Origin of the sequence: Rhodococcus sp. PAMC28707 (genome assembly GCF_004795915.1) — a bacterium.
In the GTDB taxonomy this organism is placed as follows: domain Bacteria; phylum Actinomycetota; class Actinomycetes; order Mycobacteriales; family Mycobacteriaceae; genus Rhodococcoides.
Genome location: NZ_CP039253.1, coordinates 2,276,220 through 2,297,854 on the forward strand (window position 1 = coordinate 2,276,220; position 21,635 = coordinate 2,297,854).

The 21,635-nt window shown below is 62.2% G+C and carries 16 protein-coding genes; 5 read left to right on the forward strand and 11 right to left on the reverse strand.

Annotated elements, in window-relative coordinates; genetic code table 11:
• The first annotated feature begins 958 nt into the window (after positions 1 to 958).
• From rsmG to E5720_RS10305, 4 genes are all read left to right on the forward strand, one after another.
• Entirely contained in the window at positions 959 to 1,636 is a 678-nt protein-coding gene (gene rsmG, locus E5720_RS10290) for a 16S rRNA (guanine(527)-N(7))-methyltransferase RsmG (RefSeq protein WP_136172573.1), read from the forward strand.
• A 64-nt stretch (positions 1,637 to 1,700) separates the two neighbouring features.
• Entirely contained in the window at positions 1,701 to 2,702 is a 1,002-nt protein-coding gene (locus E5720_RS10295) for a ParA family protein (RefSeq protein WP_136170586.1), read from the forward strand.
• Between the two features lie 4 nt (positions 2,703 to 2,706).
• Positions 2,707 to 3,741 carry a ParB/RepB/Spo0J family partition protein gene (locus E5720_RS10300; protein ID WP_136170587.1) on the forward strand — a complete coding sequence of 345 codons (1,035 nt, stop codon included), beginning with the start codon at positions 2,707 to 2,709 and terminating at the stop codon, positions 3,739 to 3,741.
• Positions 3,742 to 3,962: 221 nt separating this feature from the next.
• A complete protein-coding gene (locus tag E5720_RS10305; protein ID WP_136172574.1) occupies positions 3,963 to 4,649 on the forward strand; it encodes a GNAT family N-acetyltransferase in 687 nt (228 codons plus the stop codon).
• A 26-nt stretch (positions 4,650 to 4,675) separates the two neighbouring features.
• Here E5720_RS10305 and E5720_RS10310 read toward each other — a convergent pair whose 3' ends face one another.
• The 8 genes from E5720_RS10310 to E5720_RS10345 all read right to left on the reverse strand — a co-directional run bounded on the left by E5720_RS10310 (position 4,676) and on the right by E5720_RS10345 (position 16,220).
• On the reverse strand, positions 4,676 to 5,869 hold the full coding sequence (locus E5720_RS10310) for an N-acetylmuramoyl-L-alanine amidase (RefSeq protein WP_136170588.1): 1,194 nt from the start codon (positions 5,867 to 5,869) through the stop codon (positions 4,676 to 4,678).
• Positions 5,870 to 6,095: 226 nt separating this feature from the next.
• Positions 6,096 to 6,428, reverse strand: a complete 333-nt coding sequence (trxA, locus tag E5720_RS10315; RefSeq protein WP_084348264.1) for a thioredoxin — start codon at positions 6,426 to 6,428, stop codon at positions 6,096 to 6,098.
• Positions 6,429 to 6,466: 38 nt separating this feature from the next.
• A complete protein-coding gene (gene trxB / locus E5720_RS10320) occupies positions 6,467 to 7,456 on the reverse strand; it encodes a thioredoxin-disulfide reductase (protein ID WP_136170589.1) in 990 nt (329 codons plus the stop codon).
• Between the two features lie 140 nt (positions 7,457 to 7,596).
• Positions 7,597 to 8,319 carry a hypothetical protein gene (locus E5720_RS10325; RefSeq protein WP_136170590.1) on the reverse strand — a complete coding sequence of 241 codons (723 nt, stop codon included), beginning with the start codon at positions 8,317 to 8,319 and terminating at the stop codon, positions 7,597 to 7,599.
• Positions 8,320 to 8,408: 89 nt separating this feature from the next.
• Complete coding sequence (gene sigM, locus E5720_RS10330; RefSeq protein ID WP_136170591.1) at positions 8,409 to 9,002, reverse strand: RNA polymerase sigma factor SigM; 594 nt, start codon at positions 9,000 to 9,002, stop codon at positions 8,409 to 8,411.
• Positions 9,003 to 9,127: 125 nt separating this feature from the next.
• On the reverse strand, positions 9,128 to 13,243 hold the full coding sequence (locus E5720_RS10335; RefSeq protein WP_136170592.1) for a murein biosynthesis integral membrane protein MurJ: 4,116 nt from the start codon (positions 13,241 to 13,243) through the stop codon (positions 9,128 to 9,130).
• On the reverse strand, positions 13,240 to 15,621 hold the full coding sequence (locus E5720_RS10340) for a DUF6049 family protein (protein WP_136170593.1): 2,382 nt from the start codon (positions 15,619 to 15,621) through the stop codon (positions 13,240 to 13,242). The genes E5720_RS10335 and E5720_RS10340 overlap by 4 nt, the downstream gene beginning before the upstream one ends.
• 2 nt (positions 15,622 to 15,623) lie before the next feature.
• A complete protein-coding gene (locus E5720_RS10345) occupies positions 15,624 to 16,220 on the reverse strand; it encodes an NUDIX hydrolase (RefSeq protein ID WP_136170594.1) in 597 nt (198 codons plus the stop codon).
• Between the two features lie 149 nt (positions 16,221 to 16,369).
• Between E5720_RS10345 and E5720_RS10350 the strand changes: the two genes are divergently transcribed.
• Positions 16,370 to 17,782 (forward strand): CCA tRNA nucleotidyltransferase, encoded by a 1,413-nt coding sequence (locus tag E5720_RS10350; RefSeq protein WP_247596309.1) that lies wholly within the window; start codon positions 16,370 to 16,372, stop codon positions 17,780 to 17,782.
• Here E5720_RS10350 and E5720_RS10355 read toward each other — a convergent pair.
• The 3 genes from E5720_RS10355 to E5720_RS10365 all read right to left on the reverse strand — a co-directional run bounded on the left by E5720_RS10355 (position 17,775) and on the right by E5720_RS10365 (position 21,618).
• Entirely contained in the window at positions 17,775 to 19,271 is a 1,497-nt protein-coding gene (locus tag E5720_RS10355; protein WP_136170596.1) for a DUF4185 domain-containing protein, read from the reverse strand. The two genes, E5720_RS10350 and E5720_RS10355, sit on opposite strands and share 8 nt — an antisense overlap.
• Positions 19,272 to 19,327: 56 nt before the next feature.
• Entirely contained in the window at positions 19,328 to 20,617 is a 1,290-nt protein-coding gene (locus E5720_RS10360; RefSeq protein WP_247596310.1) for an MFS transporter, read from the reverse strand.
• A 68-nt stretch (positions 20,618 to 20,685) separates the two neighbouring features.
• The gene (locus tag E5720_RS10365) at positions 20,686 to 21,618 is read right to left on the reverse strand and encodes an NAD-dependent epimerase/dehydratase family protein (protein ID WP_136170598.1); all 933 of its coding nucleotides are present in this window, start codon (positions 21,616 to 21,618) and stop codon (positions 20,686 to 20,688) included.
• Positions 21,619 to 21,635 lie beyond the last annotated feature (17 nt).

Sequence of the window (21,635 nt, forward strand, 5' to 3'; positions counted from 1 at the left end):
CTGCACACGTGTCGTCCGCGAAGTGCAGGAGCGGGGCCTTGACGGCGACGGATGAGTTGCTCAGCTCTGGGCGATTGCACGAAGTCGCCCCAATGAATCGATCGCATGGTTCGGTCGGCCCGAGTACTTCGGCGTGGGTGACTATGTGCAGTTGATCGTGGATGACTTCGGTGATTCCCTCTCGGTTCAAATGCTTTGCTTGTCGGCATTCGAACCCACTGCAGGAGGTGCGAATACCCACACTGAAAGTAAATTGGCCGAGCGGGTCCCAATCCGAGTCGCACCGACTCCAACACCTGCGAGCCGCTCGAGCCGAGCCGCTCTATTCCGGAGCGTTCTGTCTCAAAGGGCTTCCTGGACCTGGCAGATTTATGAGCTGTTGCTTGGAGTTTTGTCTGCGGCCCGATACCTCGGGCGAACTCCGAACTGAGTGTGCTCCCCTACCCACTTCTTCGATCGGAAGCCTGACTTGTCTTTAGATTTGTGAGACGAGGTTGAACTGAGAGGTACGAACGCCACATCAGTTTCACGTGGAACCTTCCTGCTGTCGAAGGGAGGGGTCGGACAAAATGTTCTTGATGTCCGACAGGGTGACAAGACGAGTGGCCCAGGGCGGGTCGGATGAGGCCTACGAGAAGTATTTACAGGCTTCGACAAGATTTGGAGTGAAGAGGGATTGTCGCCAATTCCCCTCCATGCTTGCGCGATTCCTCTCTGTGCGTCGCCCGATGTTGCCGTGCTCGATTCGCCAGAGGTAACTACGAGGAGCGACCGTTTCGTACCTCACTTCGGCTCAATGATGACGGCCGCACCACGAATCTGAGTGCACGGCGGTTTCACGTGAAACTCCGGGTGTCCGGCTCCAGTCGGGGTTTTCTTGGGCAAGACGAGGAGCAGTGACGCGACACGGCTACGGAATGCACCGATGGTTTGGCGAACAGTGCTCGGAAGCGAGACAATGTTTCACGTGGAACCAGAAACGTTGGATGACGATCAGTTGATGGCAACCGCAGAACGCGTGTTTGGTCCGCGCCTGAATTTGGCTCAGCAATACTACGAATCCCTTGCAACTGCGGGAGTTGAGCGTGGGCTGATAGGTCCGCGCGAGGTTCCTCGGTTGTGGGAGCGACACTTGCTCAATTGCGCGGTTGTCGGTGAGTTGATCGACGAGGGTGAGCGCGTCGTGGATGTCGGGAGCGGAGCTGGATTGCCGGGAATACCTCTGGCGATTGCTCGCCCGGATCTGCATATCACTCTCATCGAGCCACTTCTTCGTCGAACTGTGTACTTGGCCGAGTTCATCGAGAAGCACGAGCTGAACGTTCTTGTGGTGCGAGGACGCGCAGAACAGCCCGGAGTGAAGAAAGAGGCCGGAGGAGCTGACGTCGTCACCTCGAGAGCTGTTGCCCCTCTGGAGAAGCTCGCTAAATGGTCGCTGCCGCTCATTCACGAGCGTGGTCGGATGCTTGCGTTGAAGGGAACGAGCGCCGAAGAAGAGATAGAACGCGATCGGGCTTCCCTTACTCGCATGGGTGCTGGCAAGCTAGAGGTTGTGAAGTGTGGAGTCGACATATTGCCGACACCGACGATTGTAATTCGAGCCGAGAGAGCCCCTCGGCGTTCCCTCCGCACATGATGTGCACTCACTTCATTCCTGCTCGTTCGTAAGCAACAAACCAGTTCCGCAATAAGGAGCACCTATGTCGGGTGGATTTGATCCCGCTGTTTCACGTGAAACAAGTACCGCGAATAACGATGGACAACCGGCCTCCAAGCCGAGGGGTGGATCTGGGTTCGACGCATTCAGCGGCATCTCCGCCAATGACACCCCGATTGGTGCTGCCGCGCAGCGGGCAAGCCAGGTTCTACATCCCAAAAGCGTGACCTTGCCGAAGCTTGCGCATCGCCGAATGCTGACGATCGCAAATCAGAAGGGTGGGGTCGGAAAAACGACGACAGCCGTGAACCTCGCGGCTGCTTTGGCACTCCAGGGCCTCACCGTCCTGGTAGTCGATCTGGACCCTCAAGGCAACGCCAGCACCGCTTTGGGTGTCGAGCATCACTCGGGTGTGCCCTCGAGCTACGAGGTGCTCATAGGCGAAGTGACCGCCCGAGAGGCGATCCAGCAGAGTCCACATAGCGAGCGTCTGTTCTGCATTCCGGCCACGATCGACCTTGCTGGCGCCGAGATCGAACTGGTGTCCATGGTCGCCCGCGAAGGACGCCTGAAGACAGCGCTGATGGATCTCGCGGACATCGACGCAGACTTCGTGTTGATCGATTGCCCTCCGTCGCTCGGACTGCTCACGGTCAATGCCATGGTTGCCGCAACCGAGGTTCTGATCCCGATTCAGTGCGAGTACTACGCCCTCGAGGGCGTAGGCCAGCTCCTGCGAAACATAGAACTGGTGCAGGCCCATCTCAATCCCCAACTGCACGTTTCGACCGTCATCCTCACGATGTACGACGGCAGAACAAAGCTCGCGGACCAGGTTGCGGAGGAAGTACGAAAGCACTTCGGCGACGCAGTGCTGCGTGCGGTGATTCCGCGCAGCGTCAAGGTCTCGGAGGCACCCGGTTACGGAATGACGGTCTTGGATTACGACCCAGGTTCCCGTGGTGCGATGAGCTATTTGGATGCTGGTCGTGAACTCGCAGCACGGTCGTCCTTTGCGACGACCGATGGAACTCAGGAGCAATAGGGATATGGGTCAAGCACGCAAGGGTGGACTGGGACGCGGTCTAGCTGCTCTCATCCCCACAGGGCCCGAGGCAGGTCCTCGGCTCGGGAGTGCCGCCGCGGATGTAGTGATCGGTACTGCGGCGGACGGAAAGATCAGCCGGAACGCGGCGGAAAAGGCAGCGCGTGAGGCATCAGCACCGACTCCGACGCCACCCGTTCGCAGTAGTGAAGAGGACCTCTCCCCCACCGGCGCGCTATACCGGGAGATCGATCCGAAGCTGATTCAACCCAACGCCAAGCAGCCGCGGTCGGTGTTCGACGAGGAAGCTTTGACCGAACTCGTCCACTCGATCCGCGAATTCGGGCTGATGCAGCCTATCGTCGTGCGACCGATTGCCGATGGTCGATACGAACTGGTGATGGGCGAACGCCGCTGGCGCGCGAGTCAAGAAGCGGGCCTCGAGTCGATTCCTGCCATCGTTCGTGAAACCAACGATGACGCGATGTTGCGTGATGCGTTGCTCGAGAATATCCATCGAGTTCAGCTCAATCCCCTCGAGGAGGCCGCCGCATATCAGCAGTTGCTCGAGGAATTCGATGTCACCCATGAAGAGTTAGCGGCGAAAATTGGTCGCTCGCGTCCTGTTGTGACCAACATGATTCGACTGTTGAAGCTGCCGATTCCCGTTCAGCGACGAGTTGCGGCCGGCGTGTTATCCGCCGGACACGCGCGCGCTCTCCTGTCGTTGGATGCAGGTTCGGATGCGCAGGAGTCTTTGGCTGCGCGAATTATTGCGGAGGGCCTGTCGGTTCGTGCAACAGAAGAAGCAGTTACGTTGGCGAATCGTAACGACAACATCAGTCCGAATCCCGCTCCTCGACGCAAGCCGATTCAAATGCCGGGCCTTCAGGACGTCGCTAACAGGCTCTCGGATTCCTTCGATACCCGTGTGACAGTGAGCTTGGGTAAGCGAAAAGGTAAAATCGTCGTCGAATTCGGCTCGGTCGACGACCTCGAAAGGATCGTCGAGATGATGGAAAGTCAGAAGAAAAAGTAGCGCCGAAATTCCAGGTACAAACACCCGCGGCAGTTATGTCACTGTGACGTAAGTTCCCTATCGAGCGTCGGAAGGACCCGAATAATGTTGCTACACAGCACTATTCGCTTATCCTGCTTTCGGGAGGATCAAGGTTGTGACGATCGCTCACTTTTGACGCGCGCACTGGTGCATCATCGCGGTCGAACGACAAAATTCGGTGCATGGAGGCTGAGGTAGCAGTGTCGACGCTCGTCACTGGAGTCACATTGGACTCCTTCGATCAACTACCGAAGCACACGCGGCGGTGTCGTTTCTGGGTGCTCGATCCAGCTAGGACCCGAGCCGACGGTGAGTCACTCGATTTGGAGTTCGAGAACGAGGCGTGGCTTTCGATGGTCATGCTCGAGTGGGGATCCTGCGGACAGATGCTGTCGGTCGGATCGGAGACCGTGGGATGCGCGTTGTATGCGCCCCCCGGCGCCGTACCTCGGTCCACCACTTTTCCGACGTCACCTGTCAGTGCCGATGCCGTGTTGCTGACAACGTTGAGAATCGAATCGGATGTCGATCGGGAGGGACACTCGGCTTCGTTGATTCAGGCGGTAGTCGCCGATCTCGTCAATCGTGGCGTCCGTGCGCTCGAGGCATTCGGGATTCGTCGAACCGCGGAGGACGAGGTGATCGGTCCGCGGGCAACGATGTCGTTGACGTGTTCGGACACGGAATGCATGATCGACGCGGACTTCTTGGAGCAGGCCGGATTCGAAGTGGTTGCACCACATCATCGATACCCGCGACTTCGACTCGAATTGCACCGCGATCATGGATGGAAGGAAGACGTCGAGTCGGCCCTCGAGAGATTGCTTATTGCGGCCAGTTTGACCGCGGTCGAGATCGAGCACAAGGAAACCGTCGGAGTCAGATGAGCGGAGGTCGCTGAGCGCGACCTCCGTCAGCTCCGATCTGCGGCAGCGAGCTCCTCGGCGAGGAGCTCAGCGAAGGTGAATGTTCCGGTGGGCTGATCGTCTTGACCCAACAAGTACAGGCGCTTCACCGAGATGAGAATTGCCTCGGCAATGATATCCCGGGATCGGGGATCACTGAGAACATCGACGTCGGAAGTGTTTGTCAGATAACCCATGTCGACTTGCACCGTCGGCATGTTGGTAAGCCGCAACAGATCCCAAGTTCGCCCATGGCTGCGGCAATCGAGTAGCGGAGTACGGGCGACGATTTCGCGCTGTATGTAGCCGGTGAGGATCTGGCCGATCAATGACGCCGAACCGTGTGAGTTGCCGAAATGGAAACTTGCCACTCCGTTCGCCGCTGGACTCGTGCTCGAGGCACAGCGAAGTGAAATCATCAGGTCCGCGTTGAAGCCATTGGACGTCTCGGCACGCTCGGCAACACTTGGATTGGTTCCACGTGCACGGGACAGAAACGTCTCCATCCCGGTGGCGGCCATTCGACCCTCGAGGCGACTGGCAACATCCCAAAGAATTTCTGCTTCGGATATTCGGCCGAACATACCCTGGACTATGCGCCCTGTATCGGCACCGCCGAGATCGGGGTCGATCACGATGCGCTTGCCAGTCAATTGTGGGCCGGCCGCTCGGACGAGTTCTTGTTCACTGATGGCGTGTGGTGATCCGCCGGTGACACGCGTTCCGAGTAGTTCGAGCGAACGTAGCGTTGCAGGACCGCAAATGCCATCCGGGGACAGACCGATTTCCCGTTGGAAAGAGGAGAGCCCTTCGTGAGTTTTAGGCCCGAAGTATCCGTCGACACGCTCGCTGTAGAAACCCAAATCCTGCAGTCGAGTCTGGAGGGTCGCAATATCGTCTCCGTACAGAGGAGCCGAGAGCTGATAGATGAGAGTCCGAGCTCCGAGCCGGTACGACGCTTCCTTCAGAGATCGGTAGGTGGCTGGTCCTACGACACCGTCGACCAGCAGGCCTCGATATTGCTGAAAGGCGCGAACGGCGCCACCCAGGGATTCATCGAAGTCGGATGCGGGTGGAGTCCAGTGCGTCGGATCGTTCGGAGAGGATCGATCTGTTTCCTCCACCAGAAATCCGAGGGAGACAAGCGTGCTCCGAACCTCCGCGACGGCGGGTCCAGAATCGCCGTGACTGAGTCGGTGCATACAGTTGACCTTCCGATCTCGAGATTGATTGCTGCAACGACTGTATCCGCATCGCCGGAACCAGGAGTTCCGATTCCGGGACTGGGCCTATGCAAAAGTCGATGTGCCGAGCTTGTCGGCACATCGATCAATTGTCGCAGAAAGTGACCGTCAAGCCCCAATCCGCCAGGTAGGGCCGAGGATCGCGGAGGTGTTGACGGTTACTGCTCAGCCGGTGTCTGCCTGATCACAGGACCGCTTCGAGGTCCTTGAGAAGTGCTGCCTTACCCTTGGCGCCGACGATTTGCTTGATCGGCTTGCCGCCCTGGAAGAGGATCAGGGTTGGAATCGACATGACCTTGAAGTCACGAGCTGCCTGCGGGTTCGCGTCGATGTCGAGCTTCGCGATCGTCAGCTTGTCCGAGTGTTCGGCCGCGATCTCCTCGAGTACTGGGGCGACCATCTTGCAAGGCCCGCACCATGTGGCCCAGAAGTCGACGAGAACGGGCTTCTCGCTGCTGAGCACGTCGTCGACGAACGACGCATCCGTGATGGTGACGGTCTTCTTGTCGTCGGACATGTATTTCTCCTGGTTGTGTAGTAGTTCGGTAACGAAATTCAGGCGTTGACGACGTCTACCGGCTGATCGGCGTGCTCGAGCGTGTTGGAGGAAATATCGCCCTGCTCGGCTAGCCAGCGCTCGGCGTCGATGGAGGCAGTGCAGCCGGTTCCGGCCGCGGTGATTGCCTGCTGGTAGACGTGATCGACCAGGTCGCCGGCGGCGAACACTCCGGGTAGTGACGTAGTCGAGGATGGCGAGGCGACCTTGACGTAGCCTGCTTCGTCGAGGTCGACCTGGCCCTTGATCAGCTCGTTGCGCGGATCATGACCGATAGCGACGAACATTCCCGTCACCTCGAGCGTGGTCTTCTCTCCGGTGATCGCGTTTTCGAGTGCCACCCCGGTGACAGAGGTGTCGCCCAGGACTTCGAGAACGTTGGTGTCGGTGAGGAAGCGAATCTTTTCGTTGGCCTTTGCGCGCTCGAGCATGATGCGCGACGCACGAAATTCGCTGCGTCGATGGACGATGGTGACGCTGCGTGCGAAGCGAGTGAGGAAGGTCGCCTCTTCCATAGCCGAGTCCCCGCCACCGATGACGGCAATGTCCTGATCGCGGAAGAAGAATCCATCACAGGTGGCACAGGCGCTGACACCGCGTCCGAGCAGCTTTTCTTCACCCGGTATGCCGAGGTATCGCGCAGCCGCGCCCATCGCCAGAATGACCGCGCGTGCCTGATAGGTCTCGCCGCCGGCGGATACGGTTTTGATCTCGCCGCTGAGATCCATCTCTTCCACGTCTTCGGTACGAATGTCCGCGCCGAACCGCTTGGCCTGCTCGCGCATCTGCTCCATCAGGTCTGGTCCCATGATGCCTTCGCGGAAACCTGGAAAGTTCTCGACGTCCGTGGTGGTCATCAAAGCGCCACCGAACTGAGTTCCCTCGAACAGAATCGGCTGGAGTTCAGCCCTGGCTGCGTATACACCGGCGGTGTACCCGGCCGGTCCCGAGCCGACGATGATGAGATCGTGAACCTGTGGGGTTGTCATGCGGACCTTCCGATCGAATGTGCTGTCTACCGATTGCGTTGAAACAAAAGTCGAGGGGCATAGTTCTTGTACGCCCGCCGGTCATGTCAACACCAGCGTAAAGGGTGTTGTTCCCCGGTAGTTCTCCTGCGCGTGCAAGATCAGTTCAGATCGCGACGGACCAGCGTCTGCGGGTTGCCGTCCCCGCAATCCGCGCCCACCACGAGTACGGTCATGCCGTCCATCGGAAAACGCGGCACGACGAGCAGTGTTGCCGATTGTCCGTCGACCTGTACCGGAGTGGCTGCGAGCAGAATGGCCTGAGGGTCGAAACCGTTGGCCGCCAGACACTCTGGAAGATTACCGGCGTCCTTCAGTTCGGTTGGATCCTGTCGGCCGAGGAGGTCGCGGACATCGGTGGAATTCAAGGCGCTCGAATCGAGAACCAGGCTGGGCGGATATGCCGGTGCGGCTACCGTGTCGGGGTCGGTCGGCCCACTCGGGCGGGCGAACAGCAAGGCGGAAAGCGAAGCGACGATGGCGGCTGCGGCTGCGATACCGATACCCGTATAGGTCCACCGGTGTGTGTATCGACCGGGTCGGTCGCCGAAGGATGTTTCCTGCTCGGTCATCAGCGCGCAATCGATCCTCTCGGCCACGTCCGGGGGCATCGGCTCACCGGAGTGGAAATCGCTTCCGAGTGAACCGAGACGGGCAGAAAGCGCGTCGAGAGCGGAGATGACCTCCATCGCTCTCGGATCTTTTCGAACGAGGGGCCAGAGCTTCTCACTGACCGACTCGTCGAGTACTCCTGCATGGAGATCCGCCAACAGGTCGGCTGAGTACGGAGCGACGGGTAGAGGCTCGGTTCCGTGCGATGCCACTTCGGTCTCCTCCCAGCGCAAGCTCTACCCACGGCCCGTCTTGTTTACGGGGCAATCGTGCCTACACATGGTAAGACGCGCCGGATCCGCTAACGGTTCCCTTCGTACCGCAAATACTCGAGTTGTATTACTAGTTTCAACCGTCCACGGGCACATCGGCTCTTGATCGTGCCGGTGGGTACACCGAGCATGCGGGCAGCATCTGCAACCGAGTAACCCTCCATGTCCACCGCCACGACGGCGGATCGTTGTTCGGGTGGCAACGACATGAGAGCCCTGTGGACCTCCATGGAGGTCTCGACGGCAGACATCTGATCCCGACCGTCGACCGGTTCGATGTCGTCCTCGTTGGTAAGCGACACGGTCGGTCTCGAACGGTTACGTCGAATGCGGTCGAGGCACGCGTTGACAACGATCTTGTGTAGCCAACTGCGAACAGCAGCATCGGCCCGGAAGGTGGCGGCGGTGCGGTGGGCTGACAGGAGTGCTTCTTGCAGTGCGTCGGCAGCGTCCTCGTTGGTATAGCTGGTTCGGCGTGCGGTCATCCAAAGGTGCTCGTGGTGTCGGTGTACCAGCAAGGTGAACGCATCGGCCTCCCCGGCAACGTGCGCACTCAACAATTCGACGTCGGAGCGTCCGCCGAGCAGACCCCCGACAGTCCAGTCCCTATGTAAATCCCCCATACGAAAACGGCTCCCCCCGTATTACCGCATTGTCGGAGAGCCTAAGGCATAGAGACCGTCGAGTACGAAACGTCCCCCGAACCGAGGTGTTCGCAGGTCGGCGGCGGGTGAATCAGGAGTAGTCGTCAGGGCTGCGCGGTGAAGCCGAAATCCGCGATCGTCGATTGGTTGCGGCCATCGTCGTTCCCGAGTCCGGTGATCCACAGCAGAACATGCGTCGTGGGCTCGGAAACGGTCAGTGGAATGTCGGTGACGCCGTTCCCGAGCGTCGCCTGCCCGATGACGGTGGTGTCGCTGAGGCTTGCAGAATCGCTTGGGGCGGAACGGATTTCGACAACGGTACCCGGAGAGGGCGAGTTGACGAAGGCACTGGTGAGGACCTGCGAAGACGGCAGGGTCGCGAGTAGTCCTACGCCTTCCTTGAGTGATGGGAAGGGCTGGAAGTACGCGTCCGTGGTCCACGTGGAGCTGGGGTTGCCGTCGATGGCATTGCCTGCTGAACCGGCGTTGTCGGCACTGCCCTGAGGTGAGAACACCTCGACCGAGTCGATCGCCGTCGGAGCAGCTGCCGCCGGCGGCGCTACGTCTTCGGCACCAGGGTTGGCAGGGGCGGTCGCGCTGGTGGTGAGGCCGAAGTCCTGCTGCGTCAGCGGCTCGTCGGAGCTGTCACCTGCGAGGAATGTGAAGAGCCAGTAACCCGCGAAACCGAGGACGATGACGGTCAATGCGCCCAATACGACAAGCGCGATGTTGGTGCGCTTCGACCGCAGTTGTTGAGCGGCTATTTCCGCGGGGTCGGCCAGCGAGTGGCCGGAGGCACCCGGTGCACGCTGACCGAGGCGCAGTGCAGGCATCAGATCGGTCTTGTCGTTGATGACTGCAGCCTGATCCAGCACGTGCTGGACGGTCGCAGCCGTACGAATCCCACTGTTCTGCTCGAGTGCACGGACGGCGACTGCCGAGATCTCGAAGGGCACGTCGGGTCGGATACGACGCGGCTCGATGGCATTGCCGCTCTCGTCACGGTCCGCAGGACGCATGCCGCCTACCGCCCGTGGCGATGAATCCGAATCCGAACCGGGAGTCTTTCCGATAGCGTCGGCGAGAGGCCAACGCGCAGTGATCAGGGCGTACAGCATCGCGCCGAGACCGCGAACATCGGAACCTGGGTCTGCATCGGCCAACGTCGCCGGGAATGCGAGAACTGCGTTTCCGCTGGTGCTGATCCGGACGCGGTCCGGATGGTCGATCGACAGTGCTCCGCCGCTTCGATGTGCTGCTTCGGCGGCGGCAGCGAGGGCCTTGATGGCCCGGGCCGCGCCGGTCGGCGATGGAACGGTGTCGGCCATTTCACGTAGCGATCGGCCCGGGGTCCATTCGGCGACGACGATGCCGCCGGAGCTGCCCCGGACGACGTCGAGAACGCGCGCAAGACCTGGGGAGTTGATCCTCCCCAGTCTTAGGGTGCGGGACAGTATTGCCTGGGGTCCCTCGGGACGGTCGGGTGAGAGAGAGGAAGCTTGCTGGTCGGCGTCGACGAACGTCAACGCTACTTCGCGATCCAACTTGACGTCGTGGGCCTGCCAGAACTTGAGGCCACGTGATCCACCGTGCGGGGTGAGCAGACGGTAGCGACCGCCTGCAACAGACGCACCTGGGATGAGCTTGGGGCCGCGCAGAGACCGTGCAGGTTCGGAACCCGGTCCGACGGGTGGCAACGCTGGTGATCCGACTGGAGCGGGAGCGGTGTCGTGGGCGACGCCACGGCTCGACTTCACCGCGGCGGTGGTGTTCTTGGCGTCGGAATCGACCTTGCCGACCGTCGAGGTTTCCTCGGAGTCGGCCTTGGCCGGTTCGATCTTCTTCTCTGCAGACGCTTCCGACGTCGTGGCTTCGGTTGCTTCGACTTCTGTGGAAGGTTCCGCTTCCTCGGTCGGTGACGACTTCTTGAACGGTGAGGGCATCTTGGTAGGCGTGGTGGCCTTGGATGGTTCGAGCTTGCCCGACGCGTTTTTGGCGCGATCGTCCACCTCGACACCGCCGGCATTTCGCTGGGTGCCGTTCACTGCGGACTCGGCCGGCCCCCCAGCCATATCGTCGTCGGTCACTCTCACTCCTTCACGCGTCTCTGCCCCGAGTTGCCCTACATATCGTCCCGTTGCATGTCGCAGCGGCTCTGGTGCCGCCGGCTGACCCGAGGTGTACGGGGTCCCGGTCTGCCGCGGTCCAGCGTACGGGAGTGGTTGGGGAGAATTCTCCCATGCACGCCCCGAGCCGACGACCGCTGTGTGTTCGGTCGCATCGAGGTCGGCCGTTCGCGTCGGATCGGGGGTCTCGATCGACTTCCCACGGAAACGTCGAACCAGTTTGCTGACGGCGACGGTCACTGCCAGAACCTCGGGAATCCGGCCGAACCAGAGGATCCCGAAGGTTATCGACAGCATCAGAACGGCGCAGATGCCAACTCGGAGCATTGCACCGACGGCTCCCAGTGCGTCGGTGACGTTGCCGAGATCGGCGATCCGGTCAATGGCCAGCATGGCGGTGCCACCTGCGGCCGATGCGAGCAGGACCATCCAGATGGTTTTGCCGATATTGATCATTCGCAGGTTGCCGAGACTGCGATGGAGCAGGAAGCCACCGATGCATGCACCGACCACGAATCCGAGTCCGTTGGCGACGCCGAGGATCAGCACCACCTGCTCGTCGTTGCTGGCCAGCATCGGCGCCAAGGCCGACAGCGCGATCTTCACGCCCGTGATTCCGAGGATGATCCAGGTAGGAGTCCATGCCTGTTCCCTGGCGTAGAACACGCGCAGATGTATCAGGACGAGGGCATACGGGATCAGCGTGAACGCCGACCAGCTGACGGCTTCGCCGAGCCGACTCGCATCGTCGGCGAAGTTCCCGAAGCCGAACAGTGCCTCGCCGACCCACGGACCGGCGAAGGTCAAGAACACTACGATCGGCACCAACGCGACCAGTGTCAACCGGGTAGCCACCGACAGGTCGTCCACGACGGCCGGAGTGTCTCCGTCGGCTGCGTTACGACTGAGCCGCGGCATGATGGCGGTAAGAACGGTGACGCCGAGGATGCCGTACGGAAGTTGAAGCAGGATCCAGGCCTGGGAGTAGATCGCCGGGCCTGCGGCGTCTGCTCCGGCGGAAATCCTGGTGGCGAAAACGAGCCCCGCCTGGCTGATGACGACGTAGAGGATGATCGCGGCAGCCATACCGCCGAAGGTCTTGAGCCGGGCGTCGATTCCCCACAGCGGTCGAAGGTCGACCTTTTCTCGACGTAGTGCCGGGATCAGCGCTACGACCTGCGTGATCACACCGGCGGTGACACCGAGCCCGAGGATGAGGACGTGTGGGTCACTGATCTGCACCGGATCGAGGGAGATCTCGCCCGGCACGAAGAAGTAGAGGGAGAAGATCCCCAGCACTACCAGGTTGTTCCAGACCGGCGCCCATGCGCCGGGTCGGAAATTTTGGCGGGTGTTCAGGATGGCGGTCAGCAGGCCCGAGAGTCCGTAGAACAGGATGGCGGGCAACAGCAGGTACGACAGCGCGGTAGTCAGATCACTGCTGACCTTGGCATTTTCGTCGATCAACATGCGGCTGAGCAGGGGGGCACTGATGGTGGCGATCAGCGCGACGATAGCCAGCATCGAGAATGCGATGGTGAAAAGCCGTCGAACGAACGACGCTCCGCCGTCGGCATCCTCCATCTCTGCGCGGACCAGGACCGGAACGACGATGGCGCTGAGCACGGCACCGAGAACCAGTTCGGAGATCATGTTCGGGAGGATCGTCGCCGAGGTGAACGAACTCGCGATCGCGCCGCCGAGAATCCCCAGCATGACGATCTGCTTGAAGAACCCGGTGATGCGGCTGACGAGCGTGGCGATCGCGATGGACCCCGTCGCGGCCAGCAGGGAACTCTGTTGCTTTTTGGGGGCCGACGGCTCGGCCGGACCGGGAGTGCGCGCCGGCTCTACGACAGGTGGGTAGTCCTCGTCGCGGAACCGAGGAATCAACTGCGTGACGGAATTGTCCGGGGCAGGGCCACCATCCGGGGACGGCGGCGCTGGATAGCTCCGCATCTCCCGGTACGGATCACGGGGAGCAGGCTCGCGTTCCCAGGGTGCCGCAGACGGCTCCAGCGTTCGTCGGAAGACCTGCGCTGCGGGCAGCCGCGTGCGTGGGACGTCCCCCTCGTACGGGATGTTCCCGGTCATGGTCGTTCGTACCCTTCGTCGGCCGGGTCTGGTTGATCCCTGAACCTGTGCCACAGTCGGCGTCCGGCAAGCAGTAGCAAAAGAACACCTGCGCAGACGGTAATGATGGCCAGCGCTTGTCCGTACGCATTCGACCGTACGGACACCGTCGACGCTTCGCCCAATTGCTGCCCGTCGAGGGTGGTCAGCGAAAAGTCGACGGACAGGTTGCGGCTGTCGTCTACCTCTGCCGGAACGGTGATCGTACGGCTACCGCGAGGTGGAAGCGCGGTAGCGCCGACGTCGGTGATGCGCATCTCGGGAGGCGCATCGACATCCAACCGCACGTTGATGCCTACCGGCAGATCGTTCTGTGCGACCAGAAGCAGGGGACTCTGCTCCGACGCCAACGTGTAGACCCCGCCTGGGGCGAGGACCGTCACCGCGTCGAACAGTGCGTCGACGCCTTCCTCGGAACTGCTTGTTCGGATATTCGCCATCTCGGCTGCATCGGCGGGGTCGGTGTCCTTACCTGCTGAGGTGAGCGTGCGCAGCAGGTCCTCTTTCAGCGGCGCCGTGTACAGCCGGGGTGTCAACGGCAGTTGAGGGTCGTCGATCAGGGATCCGGCCAAAGATTCGATCCGGCCACTCTGGACGCGGACACGATCCTCGGTGTTGGTGTCCCTGCCGGCCTGCTGCACCGTTCTGGCTTCGACGGGCATCCCGGTAGGTGGCTCGGCCAGTAGTTCGGTGAACGGACGCGGTGAAGCGAGCCCGGAGCGCAGCATCGAGGAGATCGACGACAGAATCGCGGCGGGCTCGTCACCGTCGGCGCTCCAGTTCTGCGGTGGTGCAATCGTCAAGTTCCGTGGGGTGCCGTTCGGCGGAGTGAGAGCGTGGTAGACGACGGCTCCGACGGCGTCCTGCAGACGGGCGGTTCTCGAGTCCTCCTCGAGGTCGAAACGTTGATCTTCCGGAGTGAAGTCAGGGGTCGACGGCTCGGAGCCGACAGCTGCCAGTGCGGTGGCGGTGGCTGCGTCGAATACGGCGGCCTTCAACTCGCCGTCGACGCTACTTCCGCCGGTGACCAGCGCAACTCCGCCTGCCGCTGCGGGGGCCACGCTGTTGTCGGCGACCAGGGCAGTTCGCGGCCCGACGGAACGTACCGTTGCCGCGGCGCGGGCGCCGAGCTGGCCGGAAGAATTCCAGACGACGTCGGGGACCGATGTCACTCCGAGGATCGAGTCGACGATGGTCGACGGAGAGTCGAGCGCACTCGATACCAGTGATGCGTCGCCGACATTGCCGAGTGCGTCGAGATCGACCTGTGCGAACGGAACGGTGGTGACGCACATCGAATCGGCCAGTGGCTCGAGCCGGGAAAGCCAAGTCGCGGCAGCGTCTCTTCCGGTCCCGTCGCGGGCCGCGCCACGTGGATCGGCCGGATCGTCGACCACCAGATAGCCCCGAGCCATATTGGCGACGGTGACCAGGAGGTCGGGATCGATGGCCAGGCACATGCTGTCGGCGAGGCGGTTCTCCGGATCGAGTTGGTCGCTCGTGGCGTACTCGACGGCTGCAAGTAGCTTGTCCAGCCGACCACCCGTCGCGAGTTCTTCGGCGAGCTCGTCGTCGACGAGTCTGACCTTGTCCTCGAGCGATCCTGGTATCCCGGCAGCGAGTCGGGGCTTGTCCGCCAGCGGCCACATCACTGTCGTTGCTATCGGGCTCGATGTGCTCGGTGGGACCGCGACGGCGTCGGGGGCCGTCGGGTCTGACGCGGTCGGGTCACGCGGGACTCCGGCTACGGGCAGCAGGAAGCGGGCGTCGTCGAGTCTCGCGGTGCCGCCGTACTCGGGTGTGCCGTTGACGTTGAGAAGAAGTGGGTAGACCCCTGGTGTATCGATGCCCAGCGACGGCCCCTGAGTGCTTCGCAGCGGTAACGACACCACGAATTGGGTGCTTGCACCCCGCTCGAGGCTCTGTGCGACGTCCTGGAACTCACCGACCGCCCCGAACTGCTCCTGTTCGAGGGTCAGCGACGTACGAAGCTTCTCGGGCCGGTCGACGGCATCAGCGCCCTGCATTCGGACGCTGATGTCGTCGACGCGTCGGTCGCCGGTGTTGGTGACGGTGGCGCGCACGGTCACGAACGGTTCACTGGTGGTGGTGACGGTGGCGGGTGCGACGGTGTCGATGGAGAGCTGAAGGAACTGAGTGCCCCGGCGAGTCTCGGGGAGGTCGCTGTCCTCCGATTGGTAGGTGAGATCCGCCGACGTCGACGGGTCGCTGTTCCACGGCTCCTGCGCGATCGCGGTCGCCGGCGTCAGGGCAGCGGCCGGCGCGAGGACAAGCAGGAATGCGGTCAATGCCGCCGCAGTGACCCTGGTACGCCGCACGATCACTCCTTGCCGGCGGCGGTAGCGCCAGGTGTCTTGGGAGGGCTGGGTGTCTGCGAGTCGGGTCGATGCATGTCCTCGATCAGCCGATCGGCGATGGCGGCCAATTTTCGTTCGTCGGCATACGCGAGCCGCGACTGGAGTTCGCTGAGCGGGACCCAGGCTACCTCGGTGACCTCGATGTCTTCGTCGGAGAGTTCGCCGCCGAGGAAACGGAGTAGGTAGTGGTGGACGGTCTTGTGGACGCGGCGACCTTCGGTGACGAACCAGTAGTCGATACTTCCCAGCGTCGCCAGGACCGAACCCCGGATTCCGGTTTCTTCGGCAACTTCACGCATAGCGGTCTGCTCGGCTGTCTCGCCCTGTTCGATATGGCCCTTCGGGAGCGACCACAGCAGCCGACCTCGGCGATCGGTGCGTCCGATGAGAGCGGCGCAGCGTTTTTCGGGTGGGCCGTCGAGACCGTCCACGACCAGGCCACCGGCAGAAGTTTCCCGCACTGTGCGGAGTTTGGGCTTGTCGCTGTCGACGCGTGCGTTTCGCCGCCGCGGGTTGCGGCGGCTCCGGTTCGCACGTTCGCCAGCAGACACCCAATCCATACTAGTTGGAAAGATGAGGCGATCTCTCCTCCCGCACCGAGACGGGCGTACTCATGATCACGACCTCTCGCCTAGGCTCTATAAACGTGGCCGAACAGTCTCCAACACCCCGACACTCCGACGCGAGCGACGACCGGCGGGAAAGGCTGATGGCGGCGGCCGCGTCGACCCTCGGAGAGTTGTCCGGTGTGCTGAGTCCGCTTGCCGATCGCTTCGCGGCTCACGGGCACGAGCTGTACTTGGTCGGTGGCAGTGTCCGAGACGCGGTCCTCGGCCGGTTGTCGGGCGATTTGGACTTCACCACCGACGCGCGCCCCGAGGCGGTGCAGCAGTTGTTATCCGGTTGGGCCGACAATCAATGGGACACCGGCATTGCGTTCGGCACGATCAGTGCTGCGAAGGACGATCAGCTCATCGAGATCACCACCTTCCGTACCGACTCGTACGACCAGGTCTCGCGTAACCCCCAGGTTCAGTACGGCACCAGCCTCGAGGAAGACCTGATCCGACGCGATTTCACCGTCAATGCCATGGCGGTTCGGCTCGGCTCGGACGGATTGCAGGAGTTCGTCGATCCGCTCGGTGGGATGGACGCAGTGCTCGAGGGGCTTCTCGATACGCCGTCCACTCCTGAGAAGTCGTTCAACGACGACCCGTTGCGGATGTTGCGCGGGGCGCGGTTCGTCTCGCAGCTCGGCTTCACGCTGATGCCGCGCGTGCACAAGGCCATTTCGAACATGGCGGGTCAGATCGAACGGATCACCGCTGAACGCGTCCAGGCGGAGCTCGACAAGTTGCTGCTCGGCGAGTACCCCATCGACGGTATCGACGTGATGTGCGAGACGGGTCTCGCGGCGTACGTGTTGCCGGAGGTGCCGGCTATGAAGCTCGAGATCGACGAGCACCACCAGCACAAAGATGTGTACTGGCATTCGTTGACGGTGTTGCAGCAGGCCATCGACCTCGAGGACGGTGACCCCGACCTGGTATTACGTTGGGCTGCACTACTTCACGACATCGGTAAGCCGGACACGCGAAAGCACGAGCCGGCCGGTGGTGTCAGCTTCCACCACCACGAGGTCGTCGGGTCGAAGATGGTGCGCAAACGCATGCGAGCGCTGAAGTACTCGAAGAGAATGATCGACGACGTCTCGCAGTTGGTATTTCTGCATCTTCGGTTCCACGGCTACGGTAAGGGACAGTGGACCGATTCCGCGGTCCGCCGTTATGTCACGGACGCGGGAGAGCTACTTCCTCAGCTGCACAAGCTCGTTCGCGCCGACAGCACCACCAGGAACAAGCGTCGAGCGGCGGCGTTGCAGGCAACGTACGACGATCTGGAGGAGCGGATCGCGCGTCTCGCCGAACTGGAGGATCTGGCCAGAGTGCGCCCGGATCTCGACGGCAACGCCATCATGAACTTGCTCGGTATCGAGGCTGGACCGGACGTCGGGAAGGCCTGGAAGTTCCTCAAGGAATTGCGGCTCGATCACGGACCACTCCCCCGTGAGCAGGCCGAGGCCGCGCTACTCGAGTGGTGGAAGACGCAATCGGTCAGTTGAGGTCGGCCTTCATCAAGTACACGTTGTAGCTGTCCCATTCCGATATTGCGAAATACAGCTCTCCGTCCTTCGACCACGGATGCATGAATCCACCGTAGGCTTTCGGGTACTCCGCAGTCCGAACCAGAGTCGACGGCGCGGTCCACTCTCCCTGCGGTGAATCCGCTTCGCGGAGAACGATATTGCCGGCAATCGGATCGAGGTAGGTCATCTGCCACAGGCCGTCGTGGAAGCGGACCGATAGTTCGGCGGAGATGCCGTCGGCGATTGGGGTTGCCTCGTTGGAGTCCACCGGCGCCCAGGTACCGTCGACCCAGTATTGGTAGGCGGTCTTGTTGAGGACGTCGTCCTTCGGTACTCGGGCCAAGCCGACCGTGCCGATCCGGCCGTTGACGGTACCGAACATGTAGACGAAGTCTCCGGCGGGAACCATGGTGGACACCTGGAACTTGGAGAAGCCGAACATGTTGTCCCACTGGGCATGTGGATCCTTGACCCAGGTAGAGCCGTTGTCGTCGGAGTAGGCGATACCGCCGTAGTTGGTCCACCACATACCCGGGACGACGCTCCAGCGCCGGATGGACATATACGACATGTACTGCCGATCCCCGACGGCGAATCCGGACGTCGGAATGACCGTCGTCTCCCAGTTCTTGATCTTGCGACTGTCGAGCAATTCGGCTGCGTGGCAACGGGAATCCTGCACCATACTGTCGAGGGTCAGGCCGTCGGACAGGTCGGTGTCGGTGCTGTGGCTGAGGACGTTGCTGCGCCAGTCGTCACCGCCGACGACTCCGTACTCCCAGCTCTTGCCGAAGGAGTCACCGAAGGCCACGGCCACCTCGCCTGGCTTCGATTCCCACATGATGCCGAGGTCGGTGCCCTCGACCTGCCAGCGCTTGTCTGTTCTGTTGATCGAACCTTGGCCAGTCATCTGCGAGATCACCGATACATTGCCCACCAGCGGCTGTTTCGGGGCTGGAGATGTCGGGCCCGCCTCGGCTGGATTTACAACGGCGGGCGGTGCGGGTAGCTGCGGTGCTGCGAGCGGGCCGGGGATGGGAATGGGGATGGTTTCCGGTTGCGGATCGATCTCGATGCGTGGGAACGGGAGGTGAGCAGATCCGGTCGCGTCGACGGGTTCTTCGGTGGTGTCGGTGAGATCGGGGCACGGGTCCATGCACGGATCGGGCAGCGGGTCCGCGTCGACTCGGGTGTTGTCGGGTTCGGGATCGGGCACCGGGACCAGTTCGACGGAGGGATACGGCACCGGGATGACGAACTTGTCCGGCACCGACTGTACGGGCGGCAGCACGGGCGGAGCGTTGGGATCGACCGACTCCGGTGGATAGTCCTTGGGATCGAAGCCGGTCTCTCCGCATTGGTTGACCGGGGCGGGCGGGGCCGCGTTCGCCGGTGCTGCCAGCACGCTGCTCGATACGAGTGCGAGTGCGAGCGCGCATCCCACGACGATCGATCGGGCACGCATCTTCGTCCTTAAGGCCGGAGAGAAACGAACAGACCGTACGGTCCTGGAGAAAGGTATCACTGCGACAAGCGGCGAGCACGACGGTTGTTGAGGGTGACGGCGAGCAGGCCCAGCACGTAGACCACTACCCCGGCATAGACGACGGCGTGTGCCGACGCCTCTCCGGCCAGGTCGGTGGATCCGGCGCCCACCGCGACGGCGGCAGCTGCGAGCGAGACGACGAAGGCGATGTTGAAGACGGTGTCCTGCAGGGCGAAGACGCGTCCGCGATGGTCGTCGTCGATGTCGGTTTGCATCGACGCATCGCCGGTGAGCTTGACGGTTTGTCCGGCTACGCCGAGTAGGAAGGCGCCGAGGAGCAAGCTCGTCTGGGTCATGGTCGCAATAAACGTTGCCTGGACGACTGCGGCGAGGATCAACGCCCCGACAATGGACCGCACTCGACCGAATCGTGGAAGGACGAACGGTGTCAGGACAGCTGCCAGGAGCATTCCAGCTGCTGTTGCGCCCACGGCGATTCCGAAGCCGGCGAGGCCGCCGGGGAGAGAACTCGAGCCTTTCTCGCGCAAAATGAGCACCATGATCAGGGTGTCGGCACCGAATACGATGCGGTGCGCACCGATACCTGCCAGTGCCGCTGTGACTGTCGGAGATCGCCACACTGCGGCTGCACCGGATCCCAGGCCTGCGGCAATATCGGTGATTGCCCGTAGCGCGGCGTGCTCGGTCGGTTCGGCAACCTTGGCGGGCCCGAGTGACTGCGGTGCGAACCGAGCGGCGGCAATCGTCCCGACGATGGACCCGACTGCCGCTGCGCCGACGGCGATGCCGGATCCGAAGTCTCCGGCCCCTAAGAAGCCGATGATTCCGACGGCAGTGCCTGCTCCGGCAGCGGCGAATCCCGATCCGATGGTCGCGAGCAGTGAATTCATCGGAACCAGCCACGAGGTGCGGACCACGTGGGGCAGGGACGCAGATACTCCGGCGAGTACGAATCTGCTCAATCCGACTGTGGTGAGCGCCAGCAAGAGCAGCGGTGTCTCGCCACCACCTGTGCACAAGAGAAGCGAGGTGGTCGCGATGAGGATCATGCGTAGGACGTTGGCCCACAGCAACACCGCGCGCCGATCCCATCGGTCGAGCATCGCGCCCGCGAAGGGACCGATGACCGAATACGGAACCAGCAGGACGGCGAATCCTGCGGCAATGGCCACTGGATTGGATTCGCGTTCCGGGTTGAACAGGATCGCTCCGCTGAGCGCGGCCTGGAACAGTCCGTCCCCGAACTGACCGGCAAAGCGAATCGCGGTGAGCTTGCCGACGCCGGGCGACGTGCGCAGCCGCATCCGCAATGTTTCTTCGCTCACTTGCCGCATATTAGCCCCAGTGAAGGGCGTGCTTCAGCCGAGCATCGTCAGGACGCCGTGGCTACATGGCTCGACTTCCACCACGCGAGAGTGCTCGCTGCCCCTTCTTCGAGTGGCGTGGGATGGAGGCCGAGGAGCGCTTCGCTTCGGGTGCTGTCGAGGGGGTAGGGGTATTGGAATTGGTAGAGCGTGTCACCGAGTTCGCGGATCTGCCCGGGGACGACGCCGAGAGTGCGGATCAGCCAGGCCGGCAGTGTGCCGACCCGAGGTGTGTCGACTCCGGCCGCGCGGGAGAGGAGTTCGATCATCTCTCGCTGGGAGACCGCGGGTGCGGTGGGAGCATGAAGGAATGTGTTCCACAGTGCGGGGTCTGCGACGGCCGCGAGCATTGCCGCGGCGAAGTCCGGCACGAAAGTGAAGGAATGCGGAATGTCGGCGTTGGCGAGAACTCGAATACTTCTGTGGTTCAGGATGTTCGGGACAACGCGTTCGCCCATGTGTGCGGTGCGTACCCGTGGACCGTAGAAGTCGGAGGCCGCGACGCTGATCGTCGGTGTCGAGTGGGCGTCACGGGCGGCGAGTAGTTCGGTTCGGACTCCGAGCTTGCGGTAGGTTGCGTTGCGCGGCAGGTCCTCTCGTATCGGTCCGTCGATCTTGCCGTAGGAGTAGAGGCTTTCCGGGAAGACGACGACAGTACCGGCGGCCGCGTCGAGGACGCGTCGTTCCATGTCGGGTAGTTGGGCGCGCCAAGTTTTGTCGCTGTAGGCGACGTGTGTGCAGTGGTAGATGGCGGTGGCGCCGCGGAATGCGTCGTGGAGGTCTCCGGTCGTGATGTCGACCTGGCGTCGTTCGATCGAGGTGTGCTCGGGTCCGGATCCGGAACGAGTGAGAATGCGCACCGAATGTCCCTGGGCGGCAAGCTGTTGCGCGACGGTCCATCCGACGGGTCCGGCTCCGGTGACGACATGTAGTTGGTTCACGGTAACTCTCTCCCTCA

Bases quoted from the DNA above. Each gene is read 5' to 3' on its own strand.
- rsmG (WP_136172573.1), top strand. From the start codon at position 959: ATGTTTCACGTGGAACCAGAAACGTTGGATGACGATCAGTTGATGGCA.
- E5720_RS10295 (WP_136170586.1), top strand. From the start codon at position 1,701: ATGTCGGGTGGATTTGATCCCGCTGTTTCACGTGAAACAAGTACCGCG.
- E5720_RS10300 (WP_136170587.1), top strand. From the start codon at position 2,707: ATGGGTCAAGCACGCAAGGGTGGACTGGGACGCGGTCTAGCTGCTCTC.
- E5720_RS10310 (WP_136170588.1), bottom strand. From the start codon at position 5,869: ATGCACCGACTCAGTCACGGCGATTCTGGACCCGCCGTCGCGGAGGTT.
- trxA (WP_084348264.1), bottom strand. From the start codon at position 6,428: ATGTCCGACGACAAGAAGACCGTCACCATCACGGATGCGTCGTTCGTC.
- trxB (WP_136170589.1), bottom strand. From the start codon at position 7,456: ATGACAACCCCACAGGTTCACGATCTCATCATCGTCGGCTCGGGACCG.
- sigM (WP_136170591.1), bottom strand. From the start codon at position 9,002: ATGGGGGATTTACATAGGGACTGGACTGTCGGGGGTCTGCTCGGCGGA.
- E5720_RS10335 (WP_136170592.1), bottom strand. From the start codon at position 13,243: ATGACCGGGAACATCCCGTACGAGGGGGACGTCCCACGCACGCGGCTG.
- E5720_RS10345 (WP_136170594.1), bottom strand. From the start codon at position 16,220: ATGGATTGGGTGTCTGCTGGCGAACGTGCGAACCGGAGCCGCCGCAAC.
- E5720_RS10350 (WP_247596309.1), top strand. From the start codon at position 16,370: ATGGCGGCGGCCGCGTCGACCCTCGGAGAGTTGTCCGGTGTGCTGAGT.
- E5720_RS10355 (WP_136170596.1), bottom strand. From the start codon at position 19,271: ATGCGTGCCCGATCGATCGTCGTGGGATGCGCGCTCGCACTCGCACTC.
- E5720_RS10360 (WP_247596310.1), bottom strand. From the start codon at position 20,617: ATGCGGCTGCGCACGTCGCCCGGCGTCGGCAAGCTCACCGCGATTCGC.